Annotated in this window: 20 protein-coding genes; 10 read left to right on the top strand and 10 right to left on the bottom strand. The window is 66.4% G+C overall.

The features are described 5' to 3' along the window. Entirely contained in the window at positions 1–858 is an 858-nt protein-coding gene (xdhC, locus tag ACWF5H_RS02530; protein ID WP_452034631.1) for a xanthine dehydrogenase accessory protein XdhC, read from the top strand. Here the strand turns inward: xdhC and ACWF5H_RS02535 are convergent. From ACWF5H_RS02535 to ACWF5H_RS02550, 4 genes are all read right to left on the bottom strand, one after another. Beyond that, positions 855–1892 (bottom strand): D-2-hydroxyacid dehydrogenase, encoded by a 1038-nt coding sequence (locus ACWF5H_RS02535; RefSeq protein WP_452034632.1) that lies wholly within the window; start codon positions 1890–1892, stop codon positions 855–857. The two genes, xdhC and ACWF5H_RS02535, sit on opposite strands and share 4 nt — an antisense overlap. A 206-nt stretch (positions 1893–2098) precedes the next feature. Then, the gene (locus ACWF5H_RS02540) at positions 2099–2788 is read right to left on the bottom strand and encodes a PspA/IM30 family protein (RefSeq protein WP_452034633.1); all 690 of its coding nucleotides are present in this window, start codon (positions 2786–2788) and stop codon (positions 2099–2101) included. Position 2789: 1 nt separating this feature from the next. Beyond that, positions 2790–3497, bottom strand: a complete 708-nt coding sequence (locus tag ACWF5H_RS02545) for a hypothetical protein (RefSeq protein ID WP_452034635.1) — start codon at positions 3495–3497, stop codon at positions 2790–2792. 117 nt (positions 3498–3614) lie between these two features. Then, positions 3615–3821: a cold-shock protein gene (locus ACWF5H_RS02550; protein WP_127512299.1), complete on the bottom strand. Its 207-nt coding sequence runs from the start codon at positions 3819–3821 to the stop codon at positions 3615–3617. 305 nt (positions 3822–4126) lie between these two features. On the opposite strand from ACWF5H_RS02550, the gene ACWF5H_RS02555 reads away from it, so the two are divergent. Next, on the top strand, positions 4127–5230 hold the full coding sequence (locus ACWF5H_RS02555) for a fatty acid desaturase family protein (protein WP_452034636.1): 1104 nt from the start codon (positions 4127–4129) through the stop codon (positions 5228–5230). A gap of 72 nt (positions 5231–5302) precedes the next feature. Here the strand turns inward: ACWF5H_RS02555 and ACWF5H_RS02560 are convergent, their stop codons facing one another. The 4 genes from ACWF5H_RS02560 to ACWF5H_RS02575 all read right to left on the bottom strand — a co-directional run bounded on the left by ACWF5H_RS02560 (position 5303) and on the right by ACWF5H_RS02575 (position 7510). After that, positions 5303–6133 carry an aldo/keto reductase gene (locus tag ACWF5H_RS02560; protein ID WP_452034638.1) on the bottom strand — a complete coding sequence of 277 codons (831 nt, stop codon included), beginning with the start codon at positions 6131–6133 and terminating at the stop codon, positions 5303–5305. Positions 6134–6163: 30 nt separating this feature from the next. Then, positions 6164–6595 (bottom strand): hotdog fold thioesterase, encoded by a 432-nt coding sequence (locus ACWF5H_RS02565; protein WP_452034639.1) that lies wholly within the window; start codon positions 6593–6595, stop codon positions 6164–6166. 105 nt (positions 6596–6700) lie between these two features. Further along, positions 6701–6994, bottom strand: coding sequence for a DUF503 domain-containing protein (locus ACWF5H_RS02570; RefSeq protein WP_353918177.1), 294 nt, complete (start codon positions 6992–6994; stop codon positions 6701–6703). Positions 6995–7003: 9 nt separating this feature from the next. Next, entirely contained in the window at positions 7004–7510 is a 507-nt protein-coding gene (locus tag ACWF5H_RS02575; protein WP_452034640.1) for a MarR family winged helix-turn-helix transcriptional regulator, read from the bottom strand. Positions 7511–7616: 106 nt separating this feature from the next. On the opposite strand from ACWF5H_RS02575, the gene ACWF5H_RS02580 reads away from it, so the two are divergent. Together ACWF5H_RS02580 and ACWF5H_RS02585 are read left to right on the top strand one after the other, a co-directional pair. Then, positions 7617–8255 carry an NADPH-dependent F420 reductase gene (locus ACWF5H_RS02580; RefSeq protein WP_452034642.1) on the top strand — a complete coding sequence of 213 codons (639 nt, stop codon included), beginning with the start codon at positions 7617–7619 and terminating at the stop codon, positions 8253–8255. Positions 8256–8284: 29 nt separating this feature from the next. Then, positions 8285–9328, top strand: coding sequence for an LLM class flavin-dependent oxidoreductase (locus ACWF5H_RS02585; protein ID WP_452034644.1), 1044 nt, complete (start codon positions 8285–8287; stop codon positions 9326–9328). A gap of 53 nt (positions 9329–9381) precedes the next feature. Here the strand turns inward: ACWF5H_RS02585 and ACWF5H_RS02590 are convergent, their stop codons facing one another. After that, on the bottom strand, positions 9382–9984 hold the full coding sequence (locus ACWF5H_RS02590; RefSeq protein WP_452034646.1) for an NAD(P)-dependent oxidoreductase: 603 nt from the start codon (positions 9982–9984) through the stop codon (positions 9382–9384). A gap of 73 nt (positions 9985–10057) precedes the next feature. On the opposite strand from ACWF5H_RS02590, the gene ACWF5H_RS02595 reads away from it, so the two are divergent. The 5 genes from ACWF5H_RS02595 to ACWF5H_RS02615 all read left to right on the top strand — a co-directional run bounded on the left by ACWF5H_RS02595 (position 10058) and on the right by ACWF5H_RS02615 (position 13838). Continuing rightward, complete coding sequence (locus ACWF5H_RS02595; RefSeq protein ID WP_452034647.1) at positions 10058–10801, top strand: NUDIX hydrolase; 744 nt, start codon at positions 10058–10060, stop codon at positions 10799–10801. 71 nt (positions 10802–10872) lie between these two features. Next, positions 10873–11112, top strand: coding sequence for a PLD nuclease N-terminal domain-containing protein (locus tag ACWF5H_RS02600; RefSeq protein ID WP_364649526.1), 240 nt, complete (start codon positions 10873–10875; stop codon positions 11110–11112). Positions 11113–11366: 254 nt separating this feature from the next. Next, positions 11367–12212, top strand: coding sequence for an ABC transporter permease (locus ACWF5H_RS02605; protein ID WP_452034648.1), 846 nt, complete (start codon positions 11367–11369; stop codon positions 12210–12212). Next, positions 12209–12982 carry an ABC transporter permease gene (locus ACWF5H_RS02610; protein ID WP_452034650.1) on the top strand — a complete coding sequence of 258 codons (774 nt, stop codon included), beginning with the start codon at positions 12209–12211 and terminating at the stop codon, positions 12980–12982. The genes ACWF5H_RS02605 and ACWF5H_RS02610 overlap by 4 nt, the downstream gene beginning before the upstream one ends. After that, the gene (locus ACWF5H_RS02615; RefSeq protein WP_452034651.1) at positions 12972–13838 is read left to right on the top strand and encodes an ABC transporter ATP-binding protein; all 867 of its coding nucleotides are present in this window, start codon (positions 12972–12974) and stop codon (positions 13836–13838) included. Before ACWF5H_RS02610 ends, ACWF5H_RS02615 begins: the two co-directional genes overlap by 11 nt. 266 nt (positions 13839–14104) lie before the next feature. On the opposite strand, the gene ACWF5H_RS02620 is transcribed toward ACWF5H_RS02615, so the two are convergent. After that, positions 14105–14593: a MarR family winged helix-turn-helix transcriptional regulator gene (locus ACWF5H_RS02620; RefSeq protein ID WP_452034652.1), complete on the bottom strand. Its 489-nt coding sequence runs from the start codon at positions 14591–14593 to the stop codon at positions 14105–14107. A gap of 122 nt (positions 14594–14715) precedes the next feature. Between ACWF5H_RS02620 and ACWF5H_RS02625 the strand changes: the two genes are divergently transcribed. Then, the gene (locus ACWF5H_RS02625; RefSeq protein ID WP_452034653.1) at positions 14716–15648 is read left to right on the top strand and encodes an SDR family NAD(P)-dependent oxidoreductase; all 933 of its coding nucleotides are present in this window, start codon (positions 14716–14718) and stop codon (positions 15646–15648) included.

Here is a 15648-nt window from a genome sequence, read left to right on the forward strand (position 1 = left end):
GTGGACTGGCTGGCTGCGGTGCAGAATCTGCGCGACGACGGACGCCCCGGCGTACTCGCCACCGTGGTCTCCGTGCGAGGCCATGCACCGCGCGAGGCCGGCGCCAAGATGGTCATCGCCGCGGACGCCCTGTGGGACAGCATCGGCGGCGGCAACCTGGAAGCCGAGGTGATCGACCGCGCCCGCCGGATGATCGCCGAGGCGTCCGGCGCGCCCGAAACCCTGACGTTTGCGCTCAACGAGCGCGCGACGAACCAGCACGGACGCCAGTGCTGCGGCGGCGAAGTGCAGGTCCTGCTGGAACCGCTGTGCCATGATCCGGTGGTGGCCATCTTCGGCGTCGGGCACGTGGGGTTTGAGCTGGCCAGGATCCTCTCCCGGCTGCGCTTGCGGCTGCACCTGATCGACAGCCGGGACGGGCAGCTCGATCCGCTCCGGCTGGCCGACGTGACCGCGGGCAGCGCCGCGGTCACGGTCCACCACACCCCGGCACCGGAGACCGTGCTGCAGGCTTTGCCGGCCGGTTCGCAGGTCTACATCATGACCCACGACCACGCCGAGGATTTCCTGCTGTGCGACGCCGCGCTGCGCCGGGGCGGCCTGGACCTTGGCCTGATCGGCTCGACGGCAAAATGGGCCCGGTTCCGCCAGCGGCTGCGCGCGGAAGGGCATGAGGACGTGGACTCCATCCGCTGTCCGATCGGCCTGCCCGGCGTCGGCGGCAAAGCCCCGGCAGCCATCGCGGTTTCGGTCGCGGCGGAACTGCTCGGCAGGCTCGGCGGCGCCGTTCCGGAGGATTCCGGGCCGGCCCTCCGCGAGCAGCGGCAGAATCCCAGCGCCCCCGCGGCAAACGTTTAGGACGGTGCGGCGAAGCCCAGCTTCTTGTCGATCACGTTCTCCAGCGGCTGCTGCCGGAGGTAGCGGCCGAAGTTGTCCGCGAACTGGCCGGCGAGCTGCGGCAGCCAGCCCCGGGAGTCGCCGCTCAGGTGCGGGGAGATCATCACGTTGTCCATCGCCCACAACGGGTGGTCGGACGCCAACGGCTCGACTTCGAACACGTCCAGGGCGGCTCCGGCGATGTCAACGGCCTGCAGCGCCTCCACCAGCGCCTCGGTATCCACGCTGGCGCCGCGGCCCACGTTGATCAGCCGTGCGGTGGGCTTCATGGCCTTCAGCACGGGCGCGTCGACCAGATGCCGGGTCTGCGCGGTCAGCGGTGCCACCATCACCACCCAGTCAAAGCCCTCGACCACGGCGGCCAGTTCGGACGAGGCGTAGACCTCGCCAAAATCGGGATCACCGCTGCGTGCCGTGCGCCCGGCCCCGGAAACGCGCAGGCCCACAGCCTTGAGGACGCGGGCGATCTCGCGGCCGATGGCCCCGGTGCCGACGATCAGCACGCGGCTGGATTCGAGCCGCTCGGTTTCCCGATGCTGCCAGGTCCGCTGACGCTGCAGGGACAGCAGGCCGGGCAGGTTCTTGGCGAAGGCCAGCATCACGGCGAGCACGAATTCGGCCATCGGCCGGTCGAAGATCCCGCGGGCATTGGTCACCAGCACCCCGGATTCCCGCAGGTCCTCGAACAGGAGCTTGTCCACACCGGCGGCGGCCACATGGATCCATTCCAGCGAGCCGGCGGCAGACCAAGCATCTTCCAGCGCCGCGGAGAAGAAGTCCCAGAGCAACAGCACCTGCGCCCCATCGAGAGCCTCGGCCAGTTGGTCCGCGGTGGCATATCGTACCTCGGCGGCAGCTTCCACGTCCGCCATCCCCGGCGGGAGGCTGTCCTTGTACAGGACGACGACCACCGGTTTGCCCGCCGCGGCCCGGGTCTCCGCGCCGCTGGGCTCGCGGGCTTGGCGTTCCGTCAAGGTCTCGTGCATTCCAGCCATCTCCATCTTTCCGTCGCCGCGCCGCCCTGGCCCCGGTGGGCAGTGACCATCCTAGAGGAGCCGGCGGTTCCGATGCGTCCCGAGGATGCCGGGCTCGAGGCCCGGAGGGTTGCTGTTGGCAGATTCTGCGGGCAGGAGTCGCAGGGTATCCGCTGTCCGTGCCGCCAAGGACAGGACTGCCAAATGCTGTGCCACCAGCCAAAGTTTCAGGTGCGGGGCGGCTGGTTGCCCTTGGTCTTGAGTTCTCCCAGCTGGCCCTCGACTTCTGCGCTCGCCTCCAGCCATTCGAAGGCGGCCTGTACCTGGGGCGAGTCCGGGTCCGACCAGGCGATTTCATTCCGGGCGGCGGCCTCGGCCTCGATCCGCCGGGTCTCCCGCTCGGCGTCCCGGGCAGCCGACTGCATGTCGGTGGCGCTGCCGGCGGCAGCCGATGCGGCCTGCTGCATGCCGAGCGTAGCCTGGGCCACGCTGTGGCGGGCCTGAAGGGTCTGGAACTGCATCCGGCTTTCATCGATCCGCAGAGACAGTCGGCCCAGCTCGCCGTTCAGTTGGCGCCACTGTTCAGCCATGCGTTCATACTGGCGGGAGAGGGCTTGCACCCGCTTTGACGCGGTGATGCTGCGGTGCAGGGCCTCGCGGGCACCGTCGTCGTCGCCCCTGGCTACGGAGTCTTCGGCGTAGCGGTCGCAGTACGACTGCTCTGCCTTGGCCTCGTCCAGCAACAACTCGATCCGCCGGCAGTCGGCGGCGATGTCGGCAACGCTGCGGCGGGCTTGGTCCACCGCCTCAAACTGTTGTTGCTGGCTGGCCGCGATGGTGGCCAGAGGGTCCACCGGTGCCTCTTTGGCTGTGCGGTTGGCACGGATAATGCGTCCGATGCGGCGTTTGATGGACACATTAGCTCCTGGTGGGGTTGGGCCGGCGCTGCGCCGGGGCGGGCCGGCGGCGCGGCTGGACGTCCAGCCAGCCGCGAAGCGGGGCAGTGGGGCTGTAACTGCCGTGGCTGCCGGATGTGCCGCGGTAGGCCGAAGACCACGCGTGCAGCGCCTCGATCTCGCGGGACAGATGCCTGCCCGCCAGTTCCAACTGTTCGGCATCGGCGGAATAGCCGGCTTCCATCAGATTCTGCCGCAGTTCGCCGGAGAGCCGGTTCAGCTGCTGGACCCGGGGGTCCAGGCTGGCGGTCAGGGAGCGCTTCACTCCCGGCTCTGGCTCTCCTTCGGCCAGCTTCAGTTGTTCATCGAGCGACCGGGATGCGACATGCAGTCGGTCCGCCACCAGCGGCAGTTCGCCGACGAAGCGCCTCTCCGCGAACGCGGCTGCCAAGGCGCGCCGCGTCGCTTCGGCCGAGCGCTGCAGACCGAGCCGTTGCCGCGCAAGGCGGCGGCCGGCGTCGTCCTTGGTGTAGCTGCGCACGGTCAGGGCACCCGAGCGCAGTCCGTACCGGAGCCTGCGCGAGCGCCGGATCCGGCGGATCACCAGCCACAGGCCCACGGCGGCGGCAGTACCGACGCACAGCATGGTGATGCCGGTGAACAAGAGGATCTGCAGGACCATGTCGGCCAGGAAGGATCCGGAACTGGCGGTCGCTGGCATCATGCTCATGCCTACAGTTTGCCCCCGAAAGCCCGGTTGCTGCCAGTAGGAGGGAAAACAATGGAGCCGGTTCCCTTGCGGGAACCGGCTCCATTGGAAGACTAGTGCGGCGTTGCCGCTGCCGTCTTAGAGGCCGCGGATGTTTGCAGCCTGCAGGCCCTTGGGGCCCTGCACGGTTTCGAATTCGACCTTCTGGTCTTCACGCAGTTCGCGGTATCCGCCGCTGTTCTCGATAGCCGAGTAGTGAGCGAAGACGTCGGCCGAGCCGTCGTCCGGAGCGATGAAGCCGAAGCCCTTTTCAGAGTTAAACCACTTGACGGTTCCAGTTGCCATTTTTGTACTCCTCCGAGTAATTCACGATCCGCGGACTTCACGAATCGCTTGCAGCGGTGTTTTTTCGTCCGCCGTTCAGAGAAGCACAAACCCTTCGGTGAAGGGCCTGTTGCTAAAAATCAAATGCGCAACACAACAACTACAAGATTCACTGTACAGGATAGCGGCCGGGATGCCGAATGGCACTACCACGCCGCGCTGCGTTCAGCGCGCGTTCAGCAAGGCAACGTAGAGTGATCTTCATCTACGGGGTAACCACCCTACTGAAGCGGCTGGGAAGTCGGACCCGATCGACCGAAGGCCGCATGAGCATATCTGTATCTCCACCCGCAACCTCCACGCGCAGCAAGCGTGGTTCGTCGGCAGCCACCGGCTACTCCCAGCTTTTGAACACGGTGCGGGACGCCGGCCTGCTCAGGAAGCGCCGCGGCTTCTACATCAGCCTCTTTGCGGCGCTGGTGCTGGGGCTCGGCGGCGCGGTGACCGGGTTCGTGTTGTTGGGCCACAGCTGGTTCCAGCTGCTGATTGCCGCAGCGCTCGGGATCCTGTTCACGCAGTTGGCGTTCCTAGCCCACGAGGCGGCCCACCGTCAGGTCTTCGAGTCAGGTCCCGCCAATGACCGTGCCGGCAGGTTCTTGGCCAACGCCGTGGTGGGCATTAGCTTCCAGTGGTGGATGAACAAGCACAGCCGCCATCACGGCAACCCGAATACCATTGGCAAAGATCCGGACATCGAACAGGACACCATCTCTTTCCTGCCGGAGCAGGCTGCCGAGCGCAAGGGCCTGATGGCTTGGTTCACCCGCCGCCAGGGCTACCTTTTCTTCCCGCTGCTGATGCTCGAGGGCCTCAACCTGCACGCCACATCGATCAAGTCGTTGTTTGCCCGCGGCCAAGTCAAGGGCCGTAAGCGGGAACTGTCCATCCTCTTCGCCAGGCTGTCCCTCTATATCGCCGCGATCTTTATCTTCCTGCCCACCGGCATGGCGTTCGCCTTCATCGGGGTGCAGCTGGCCGTCTTCGGCGTCTACATGGGTGCGTCCTTCGCGCCGAACCACAAGGGCATGCCGTTGATCCCCAAGGACTCCAAGGTGGACTTCCTCAGCCGCCAGGTCCTGACCAGCCGCAACATCATCGGCCGCACCCGGCTGGGAAGCGGCTCCATCAACGCCTTCATGGGCGGGCTGAACTACCAGGTGGAGCACCACCTCTTCCCCAGCATGCCGCGGCCCAATCTGGCCAAGGCCGCCGAGATCGTGCGCGAATACTGCGCCACCCACAAGATCCCTTACACGGAAACGTCGCTGCCCAAGTCCTACGGAATTGTGGTCCAGTACCTGAACAAGGTGGGACTCTCCGCCAGGGATCCGTTCGACTGCCCGATGGTGGCCGAGTACCGCCGGCTCTAGCGCTCAGCCGCCAGCGCCCACCAGCTTCGCCCGGTTGCCGGTGTCCATTTCGGACACCGGCAACCGTCGTTTCTAGAGCTGGGTGAAAGCGGCCGTGGCCGGATCGGCGCCCACGCGGCCGCCGGCGTCGAGCGCCGTGATGGCGGCCAGATCGTCCGCGTCGAGGGTGAGCCGTGCTGCGGCCAGGTTCTTCGCTATCCGGTCCGGATTGGCGGATTTGGGGATCACGATGGTGCCATTGGCCAGATGCCAGGCGAGCACCACCTGGGCCGGGGTCGCCAAATATTTTGCGGCGATGGCGGTGACCGTCCGGCTCTCCAGATCGGCGCCCTGGCCCAGCGGGCTGTAGGCTTCGACGGCGATGCCGTGCTTGCGGCTGAGTGCCGCCACTTCGCGCTGCTGGAAGGTCGGGTGGATCTCGATCTGGTTCACCGCCGGCACCGTGCCTCCGGCCGCCAGCAGGGTCTCCAGGTGCTCGGACAGGAAGTTGGAAACGCCGATGGCCCGGCTGAGGCCTTCGGTGTAGATCCCTTCGAGCGTCTGCCAAGCCTGCACGTACAGGTTCTGCGAGGGCACCGGCCAGTGGATCAGATAGAGGTCAACGAAGTCCAGGCCGAGTTCGCGCAGGCTGTTGTCGAAGGCCAGGCGGGCGTCGGCCTGTTCGCCGTTGCGGAGCTTGGTGGTGATGAACAGGTCTTCACGGGCGATCCCGCTGGCCTTGATGGCAGCGCCGACGCCGGACTCGTTCCGGTACGCCGCGGCCGTGTCGATGTGGCGGTAGCCCGCTTCCAGGGCAGCTTCCACCGCCTGCTGCGTTTCGGCCGGCGGCACCTGGAAAACGCCGAAGCCAAGCTGCGGGATGGCGACGCCGTTGTTGAGGTCGATCGTGGGCACAGTGATCATGGAATGCTCCTTCGTGCGGGGGATGTGGAACTACTTCTTCGGGACCAGCACGCCGAAGACGCGCAGTTCGGCCAGATGCTGCCCGTCCTGGTCATGGATGGAGATATCCACAATGTTGTTGCGGCCAAAGCGGGTGCGCTCGACGCCGGTGGCGACCAGTCGTGACCCCGCGGCACCGGGGGCGATGTAGGTGATTTCGGCCTGCCGGGACACGGACGGGCGGCCCAGCGACTCGCATACAAACGCGAAGCAGGTGTCGCCCAAGGTGAACAAGTATCCGCCGTGCAGAATGTGGTGGCCGTTCAGCATGTAGTCCTGGACAGGCATGGCCATGACCACGCGGCCCTCTTCGGCCTCGAGCACCTCAATGCCGAGGTGCTGCGATGCTTTGTCGGACGCGTAACGGTGGCGGACAAGGTCCTCGACCGTGGCAAACTGCGCGTTGGCGGCGGGGGTGGTCAACGGGGGCCTCCCGGACGTGGCTTGGATCATTGGCGTGACCCACGCTACCAAGATCCGTCGCGGACAACGCTCCCGGCGGCCGCCGGGCGCCCCCGCCGCCGGACATCAGTCCTCGCTGGAGAGGACCTTCCGCCGGGTGCTGAGCAGGTCGACGCCGGGCCGGTAGGCGATGTAGTTTTCGGCCGTGTCCAACACCTGCACCACATGGGCCCGGTCGGCGCCGACCAGACCGATGCCCACCTCCGCCCGCCGGTAAAGGCTTTGCTGGCCGACCTCGGCCACGGAAACATCGAACCGCTTCCGCACCTCGGCGATGATCGGCCGCAGCACGGAGCGTTTTTCCTTCAGCGAATGTACGTCGCCCAGGAGCAGGTCGAACTCAATCCAGCCGATCCACATGGGACGAGTCTAGGGCAGGTGGTCCATCGCTTCGCACGGGTTGGAGTTGGGCTGCGCGCGGTGGATTTCCATGGCCAGCCGCCGAATAAGTCCGGACAACTGGGCAACCTCGTCCGCGGCCAGGCCCGAAAGCAGGCTCTGCTCGGCAGCGGCCACGCGGACCTCGTAGCGCGAGAGCACCGTGCGGCCCTGTCCGGTCGGGACGATCTTCCGCGCGCGCCGGTCGTTGGCCGCGGGGACGCGTTCCACCAGCCGGGCAGCCACCAGTTTGTCCAGGAGGTACGTCAATACCGTTCGGTCGATGGCCAGATGGGCGCCCAGCGCCTGCTGGTTCGGTGGATCCCGGTGGACTACGGCGGAGAGGACCTGGTACCCGCGGATCCCCTCGGGCATGTCCGCGACCGCTTCCTCGAAACGGGACTGATAGCCGCGCAGCACCATGCCCAGGTTCCAGCCGAGATCGCCGGGGATCTGGTCGTGCGTCCGGTCGGCGGCCGCTGCGGGTGCTCCTGTCATGCCACACATCATAACCGGTTACACGAAGTTGCGCAGATAATCTGTTGGGAATATAGTCTGTCCAGCAACATATTTTTTCGCAACGGGAGTTGACGTGGAGCTTGGCGTGATTGGCATTCTGGGAGCGGGACGGGTGGGCACCGCCGTGGCCCGGCAGGCGCTCAAAGCCGGCTACCGGGTGAAGATCGCCACGGCCAAGCCGGCAGCCGAGATCGCCTTGCTGGCTGAGATCATCACGCCGGGAGCGGAAGCTGTTGATGCGGCCGAAGCAGCGGCGGCGGACCTCGTCGTCGCGGCAGTCCCGCTGCACAAGTACCGCACGCTGAGTCCGGACCTGTTGGCGGGCAGGATCGTCGTCGATGCGATGAATTACTGGGCGCAGACCGACGGTGCGATTGCCGACTTCGACGACGACGGACGCGGCAGCAGCGAGGTCATTCAGGAGTTCCTGGCCGGCGCGCGGCTGGTGAAATCGCTGAACCACATTGGTTATCGAGAGCTTGAAGTGGACGGCCGTGAATCCGGCTCCGCCGATCGCCGGGCCCTGGCGCTGGCCTCGGATGACGACGACGCCAAGGCCCTGGTCGCCGGATTCATCGACCGGCTTGGCTACGACCCGATCGATGCCGGCCCGCTGTCCGCCGGCCGCCTCTTCCAGCCCGGGACCGACATCTTCAACGCGGCCCACACCGCCGAGCAGCTCCGCGGCCTCTTGGCCGAGGTAAGCCAACCAGCCCTTCCCTGACGACGTCAGCGGGCAGAACAGGAAACAGCATGGAAATCGGTGCCTACAGCTTCGGCGACACGCAGCTGAATCCGGACGGCTCGCAGCGCGCCACGTCCGAGGCGGTACGCAATCTCTTCGAGGCGATCGTCCACGCCGATGGCGCCGGCCTGGACTACTTCGGGATCGGCGAACACCACACCACCAGCATGCCCGCGTCCTCACCCGGTGCCATCGTGGCAGCAGCCGCGGCCGCGACGAAGCAGATCAAGCTCGGCAGCGCCGCCAGCATCATTTCCACCGACGACCCCGTCCGCGTCTTCCAGCAGTTCGCCACCGCCGACGCGATCTCCGGCGGCGGCCGGATCGAAATCACCGCGGGCCGCGGCTCGTCGGTCGAAACCTTCCCGCTCTTCGGCTACGACCTGGGCGACTACGACGAGCTCTATGCGCAGAAGCTGGACCTGCTGATGACCATCAACAACAGCCCCGCGCCCGAAGTGAGCTGGAACGGCTCCCGGCGGCCGGCCATCGCGGATTTGGCCGTGGTGCCGCGCCCCGCCGCCGGCCGGCTGCCCATCTGGCTGGCCACCGGAGGCAACGCCGGTTCTTCGGCCCGGGCCGGCCAGCTGGGGCTGCCCATCTCCTACGGGATCATCGGCGGCGCCCCGCACCGGTTCGCGCCGCTGGCCGAGCTGTACCGGCGCAGCGCCGCCCAGGCGGGCCATGCGGGTCCGGAGATCAAGGTGTCCGTGGCGGCCCTGGGCCTGGTGGCACCGACCAAGCAGGAGGCCCTCGACCGGTTCTACCCGGGCTGGCACAACCTCAATGTGGAAATGGGTCGGCTGCGCGGCTGGCCGGCGCCGGACAAGCGTGCCTTCCTGGCCCAGGCAGATGCCCCGGGCGCCTACTACGTGGGCGGCCCGGACGAAGTGGCCGAGCGCATCGTCCACCTGCACGGCCATCTAGGTCACATGCGGCACTTCCTGCAGACCGACATCGGCGGGCTGCCGCACGAACACCTGCTCGAATCCATCACGCTGCTGGCCACCGAGGTGAAGCCCCGGGTCAAACGGCTGCTCTCCCTGAAGTAGGCGGGCCAGGGCGCTGGCACTGAAGAGTGCCTGCGCCCTGGCCACGGGGGTTCCTAGTTGGCTACCGTGAAACGGCGGTTTTCATGCTGCGGGTTCTCCAGCTCGTCCAGCACAGCCATCGCAAAGTCCTGCGTGGAGACGCTCTCGCCGGCAGGGGAGTCGGCGCCCAGCTTGTAGCTGCCGGTGCGCTCGCCGGGGGCGATCTGCGGCGCGGGGGCCAGCATGGTCCACTCCAGGCCGGACGCGGAGCGGTACAGTTCCAAAACTTCAGCCATGGTGGTGGCCTCAGGCTTGTAGTCCTCCGGGAAGCCGGGCAGGTCCTTCAGCTGCACGCCGTCCACTTCGGTGGCACCGGCGCCGCCCACCACGAACAGCCGTGCCGGAATGAGGGTCTCTGAGATCGCCTCGTGCGCGTCCACGAACGGCGCGTGGGATTCTCCGGTGCGCGACGGCGGGATGGAAAGGACGACGACGTCATGCTCGCCGGCAATCTGCTTGTAGGTCTTCACATCGGACAGCTCCGCAGCCAAGGCCGTGGCGCCGTCCATCGCGGTGCCGCTGCGCGAAATCGCGGTGACGTGATGGTCGCGGCGCAGTGCCTCTGCGGTGATCTGGCTGCCGACCATGCCGGTGGCGCCGTAGACGGCAATCTTCATCTGGAAGTCCTCTCGTGGGGTAAAGCGGTCGACTGGAACCAACCATTTCGGCCACGGACCTAAGCTAGGGGACGTGGACAATGCGGTGGACAGTCAGGCGAACCAGGCGGAGCTGGCGGCAACGGTCGTTTTGTTGCGCGACAGTGCGGACGGACTCGAGGTCCTGATGCTGGAACGGCCTGGCAAGGGAACCTTCGCCGGGGCCTGGGTATTCCCCGGCGGCAAGGTTGACCCGGAGGACTACGTGGCGGCCGAAGCGGAAGCCGGCGGGCCCGCGGCGGCGGGCACCGCCGTCGTCAATGACCTTGCCCAGCAGTTGGCGGCAGCGAGGAATGCGGGCGTCCGTGAGACGTTTGAAGAGACCGGGCTGCGGATCTCCGGGCAGGAGCTGGTGCATCTGTCCAACTGGGTGCCCCGGCACAGCCTGGTTCGCCGCTTCCAGACATGGTTCTTCGTGGCGGCAGCGCCGGTTGGTGAGGTCCAACTGAACGACGCCGAGCTGGCCGGCTACTCGTGGCTGTCGCCACGGGAAGCGCTCAGCCTGCACCAGTCCGGCAGCATGCAACTGGTCCCGCCGACTTGGGTCACGCTGCACGAACTGAGCGGATTCGGCACCGTGGCCGACGCTTTGGAGGCGGCCCGCGGGGCGCAGCCGTTCGATTTTGAGAGCTACATGATCGAGGATCCGGACACCGGCCATGCCATCGTCTGGGCGGGCGACGATGCTTACCCGGGCCCCGGCGCGGCCGCTTCGGCCGGGGCCAGGCACCGGCTCTCCACGGGTTCGCTGCCGTGGCGGTACGAACGGGACCACTGACCCCCTACTCCGTCTGCCGGTGCGCGCCTAGACTGTTGGCACCTGCTGCCTGAATAGACCGGGAGACCGCCATGAGGAACGCATTGAAGAGGGCCACCAAGAAAAAGTCCTTCAAGGATCTGAGCGGGGGCCAGAAACTGCGTGTTGCCGCGACGGCCGCGGTGCAGATTGCCCTGCAGACCGCCGCGCTGAGGGACCTGAAGAAGCGCCCGGCGGCTCTGGTCAACGGACCGAAGCCGGCGTGGTTCGCGGCGTCGTTCCTCAACTTCATCGGACCCGCGGCCTACTTCATCTTCGGCCGAAAGCGCTGAATCTCCAACCACAATCCGTTGATTATTTCAATTCTTCTGTCTCAAACAGTGTCAAACACTGTCTTGTGGTTTCGGCTGCGTAACGATGCCTTAGAGTGTTTGACGTCACTGAGTGGCATCGACCACACTTGAAATAGTGAACGCGTGTTCGGTCAGCGAACAAGCGTGGTCTGAATCCCCGTTCTCCTCGGGGCAGAAGGAGTGGAAATGAAATGTGCGCTGAATAAAGCGCCGCACCGGGATGAGCTGCTGTCATGAGCGCTCCGGCGGTGACAACGGACAGCCAGGGCGCCGCGGCCAGCCGTTCGCGTAAACGCCCGGCGAGGAAGCGGCCCACCAAGCAGCTGCTGGGCGTGACCGGAATTCTTGCGTTCTTGCTGGTGTGGGAACTGGTGCCGCGGGTGGGGATTGTCGAGGCGCGGTTCTTGCCGCCGGCGTCCGAGGTCATCGCGATGCTGTTCAACGACTTCGGGCTCACCGCTTTCTGGTTGGCCGTGGGCGAGACCATGCTGGCGTGGTTGCTCGGTCTGTTGATGGCAGTGCTGCTGGCGGTGGTGCTTGGGTTCATCATCGGTTCGTCCAACTTCCTGCGGAAGGTGACTAACTCCACGGTGGAGTTCCTGCGCCCGATTCCGTCGGTGGCGTTGATTCCGTTGGCCGTGCTGCTGTTCGGCGTGAAGATCGAGTCTTCACTGATGCTGATTGTGTACGCCTCGTTCTGGCAGGTCTTCATCCAGGTGCTCTACGGGGTGGCCGACGTGGACAACGTGGCGATGCAGACCGCGAAGTCCTACGGCCTGGGCCGGTTCGCCCGGGTCCGCTACGTGGTGTTCCCCACCGCGTTGCCGTACCTGATGACCGGTGTGCGGCTTGCGGCCGCGGTGGCGCTGATCCTGGCGATCACGGCCGAACTGGTGATCGGTTCGCCGGGGCTGGGCCGGGAAATCGCGCTGGCGCAGTCCGGTGGAGCGATTTCCGGCATGTATGCGCTGGTGTTGGCCACCGGTTTGATCGGCGTGCTGATCAACCTGCTGATGCGCTTCATTGAGCGCAAGACGTTGTCCTGGCACGAATCGATCCGTTCCGAGGTGATCGCATGAAAATCCTGAAAGGCTTTGCCTACGGGCTGGCTCTGCCGGTCATCCTTGTCCTGATCTGGTGGGCCTCCACGCTGGGCACGACGAACTTCTTCGTCCCGACCCCGGCAACCCTGTCGGAAGCGTTCGCCGAGACCTGGTTCGGTGAGCGGATTGTCTCCGACGTGTTGCCCTCGATCGGCCGGTTGCTGATCGGCGTGGTGGCCGCGATCGTGCTCGGTATTGCCGCCGGCCTGCTGATCGGTTCGATCAAGTGGCTGCGTGACTTCACTGAGCCGGTGCTGGAGTTCTTCCGGGCGATCCCGCCGCCGGTGCTGATCCCGGTGCTGATGCTGCTGATGGGCATCACCGACTCGATGAAGATTGTGGTCATCATCTCCGGCTGCATCTGGCCGGTGCTGCTGAACACCATCGAGGGCGTGCGGGCGATTGACTCGGTGCTCTCCGACTCGGCGCACACCTACGGGATCGGCGGTTGGGCCCGGGTGCGTTACCTGGTGCTGCCCTCGGCCGGCCCGCAGATCATGGCCGGTGTCCGCCAGTGCCTGTCGATCGGTTTGATCCTGATGGTCATTTCCGAAATGTTCGCCTCGTCCTCGGGGCTGGGCTTTACCATCGTGCAGTTCCAGCGTTCCTTTGCGATTCCGGAGATGTGGTCCGGCATCGTGGTGCTGGGCCTGATCGGTGTTGCCATGTCATTCATCTTCCAATGGACCGAGCGCAGGATCCTGCGCTGGTACCACGGCCTGCGAGAGGTAGAAAATGCAGCCTGAAACCACTCCCGTTTCGACCGGCAGGACCCTGCCCGAGGGGCAGGCGATGCTCTCGGTCCGCGGCGTCAAGAAGGTCTATCACACCGACGGCGGCGACATCGAGGCGGTGCGCAACCTGACCTTCGACTTGAAGGCCGGGGAGCTGGCCTGCCTGGTGGGCCCGTCCGGTTCGGGCAAGACCACCTTGCTCAAGTGCATCTCCGGCCTGCTGGCCCCGACCGAGGGCGAGGTGCTGCTGGACGGGGCCCGGGTGACCGGGCCGCCGAAGAAGATGGCGGTGGTGTTCCAGGAATACGGCCGCTCGCTGTTCCCGTGGATGCGGGTGCGCGAGAACGTGGAGCTGCCGCTGAAGAATGCTGGCATGGGCAAGGCCGAGCGGGACAAGCTGGTGGACGAGGCGCTGGAGGCCGTGGGCCTGGACCACGTGCCGCAGTCCTACCCGTGGCAGCTCTCCGGCGGTATGCAGCAGCGCGTGGCGATCGCCCGCGCGGTGGCCTACCAGCCCGAGGTGCTGTTGATGGACGAGCCGTTCGCCGCGGTCGATGCGCAGACCCGCGCCGACCTGGAGGACCTGATCCGTACGGTCTGGAAGAAGCTCGGCGTGACCGTCCTCTTCGTCACCCATGACATCGACGAATCGGTGTACCTGGGCCAGCGCGTGATCATCCTGTCCTCCTCGCCGACCGTGGTCCAGGAAGACCTGGAAATTGACCTGCCGGACGAGCGCGACCAGCTCAACACCCGCGCCCTGCCGCGGTTCACCGAGCTGCGCCACCACGTGTACGAGCAGATCCAGCGGGCCAAGCAGGGCCACCGCCCCGCCGCCGCCGCCTCCCAGGCCGGCGGCGCAAGCTAGGCAAGCACCCGAACCGCCGGACGCCGGCCACTTCCTTCATGGAGGTGGCCGGCGTCCGTTGTTTAAGCCGCGCCCCACCGCTTCCTCGCCGGACCCCTGCCCGTACTGAAATCGACTGCTCAGATAACGCCCTTCTCAGCGCTGAAAAGGGCGTTATCTGAACAGTCGATGGGGGTGGAGCTCAGCGAGGGTTCGGAGAGGGGTGTCTGGAGAAAGGGGGAGGGTGTTCGGGCGCGGGGAGGGGGAGGGGGCGTCCGCCGCGCGGGCTAGAAAGCGATGCGGCGGAGCAGGTCGCGCAGCGTCTCGCGCTCCTGGTCGTTCAGCTGGGCCAGGGAGTGGTCGGACGCCTGGCGGACGATTGCCTCGGCCCGCTTGTAGAGCCGGCGGCCCGCTGCCGTGGGTGCGATGACCTTGGACCGGCGGTCGCGCGGATCGGCTTCCCGCGTCACGGCTCCGCGCTTCTCCAGTTGGTCCACCAAGGCGACAATCTGGCTGGGGTCCAGACTGAGGAAGTCCGCCAGTTCACGCTGCGACGGGTTCTGTCCGCTGCAGGCCAGCGAGAGGACTGAGTAGGACCGCACCTTCAAATCAAGCTCGGCCAGCATGTTGTTCGCGCGGCCGGAGCCTAGCGACCGCGCCCGCGCGGTGAGGAATTCGATCTCGCTGGCCAGGTCCGTGGCGTACAGCCGCTCGACGCCGTTTCCTGCCGTGGGCTGGCTGGAGGTGGTCGCCTCGGCCGTGGTTGGTGCGGGCATGTTCCCTCGCTACATCTTGAGACCGGAAAATATGATTGACTTTTTCAATCATATGGGTTGTCATTGGTTTCAGACCAGCATAAACCAATGCACCCCTCTGGGGCAGGAACAAGGAGCATCAAATGTCACTGGCCGGAAAAGTAGCCATTGTTACCGGAAGCGGCCGCGGCCTCGGCCTGGCCTACGCCCAGGAGCTCGCCCGCCAGGGCGCCGCCGTCGTGATCAATGATGTTGACGCACAGGTGGCCGAGCAGGCCGTCGCCAGCATCACCGCGGCCGGCGGCAAGGCCACCGCCGTCGTCGCTCCGGTGGGCTCCACCGAAACCGCCAAGCAGCTGGTGAGCACCGCCGTCGAGACCTTCGGCGGGCTGGACATCCTGGTCACCAACGCCGGCGTGCTGCGGGACAAGTCGCTGCTGAAGATGACGGACGAGGACTTCGACCTGGTCATCAACGTGCACCTGCGCGGCACCTTCACCTGCGTCCGCGAGGCCTACGCCTACTTCAAGGAGAACGGCGTGGCCGGCCGGATCATCACCATCGGCTCGCCCACCGGCCAGCGCGGCAACTTCGGCCAGACCAACTACGCCGCCGCGAAGGCCGGCATTGTGGGCATGGTCCGCACCTGGGCGCTGGAAATGAAGAAGGCCGGCGTCACCGCCAACGCCATCATCCCGGTGGCAGCCACGGCCATGACCAAGACCGTTCCGTTCTTCCAGAAGGCCGTCGAGGCGGACGAGCGCGGCGAGGCCATGCCGGACTTCTTCCGCAAGGACCTGGGCTTTGGCACGGCCGACGACGTTGCCGGCCTGGTTGCCTACCTCGCCTCCGATGCGGCCGCCAAGGTGACCGGCCAGGCGATCGGCGTGGGCGGCGATCGGCTGCAGCTGTGGTCCCACCCGGAGGCCGTGGCCACCGAGTTCCTGGACGGCGGCTGGAGCTACGAAGCGCTGAATGAGCGCTTTGAGGACCTGTTCGGCGGCCGGCTGCAAAGCGTGGGTGAGGAATTCCCCGATCTGCCGGCCGAACTGCAGCCCGCGCCGGCGGCGAAGTAG

The sequence above is a fragment of the Arthrobacter sp. NPDC055138 genome, assembly GCF_053607305.1.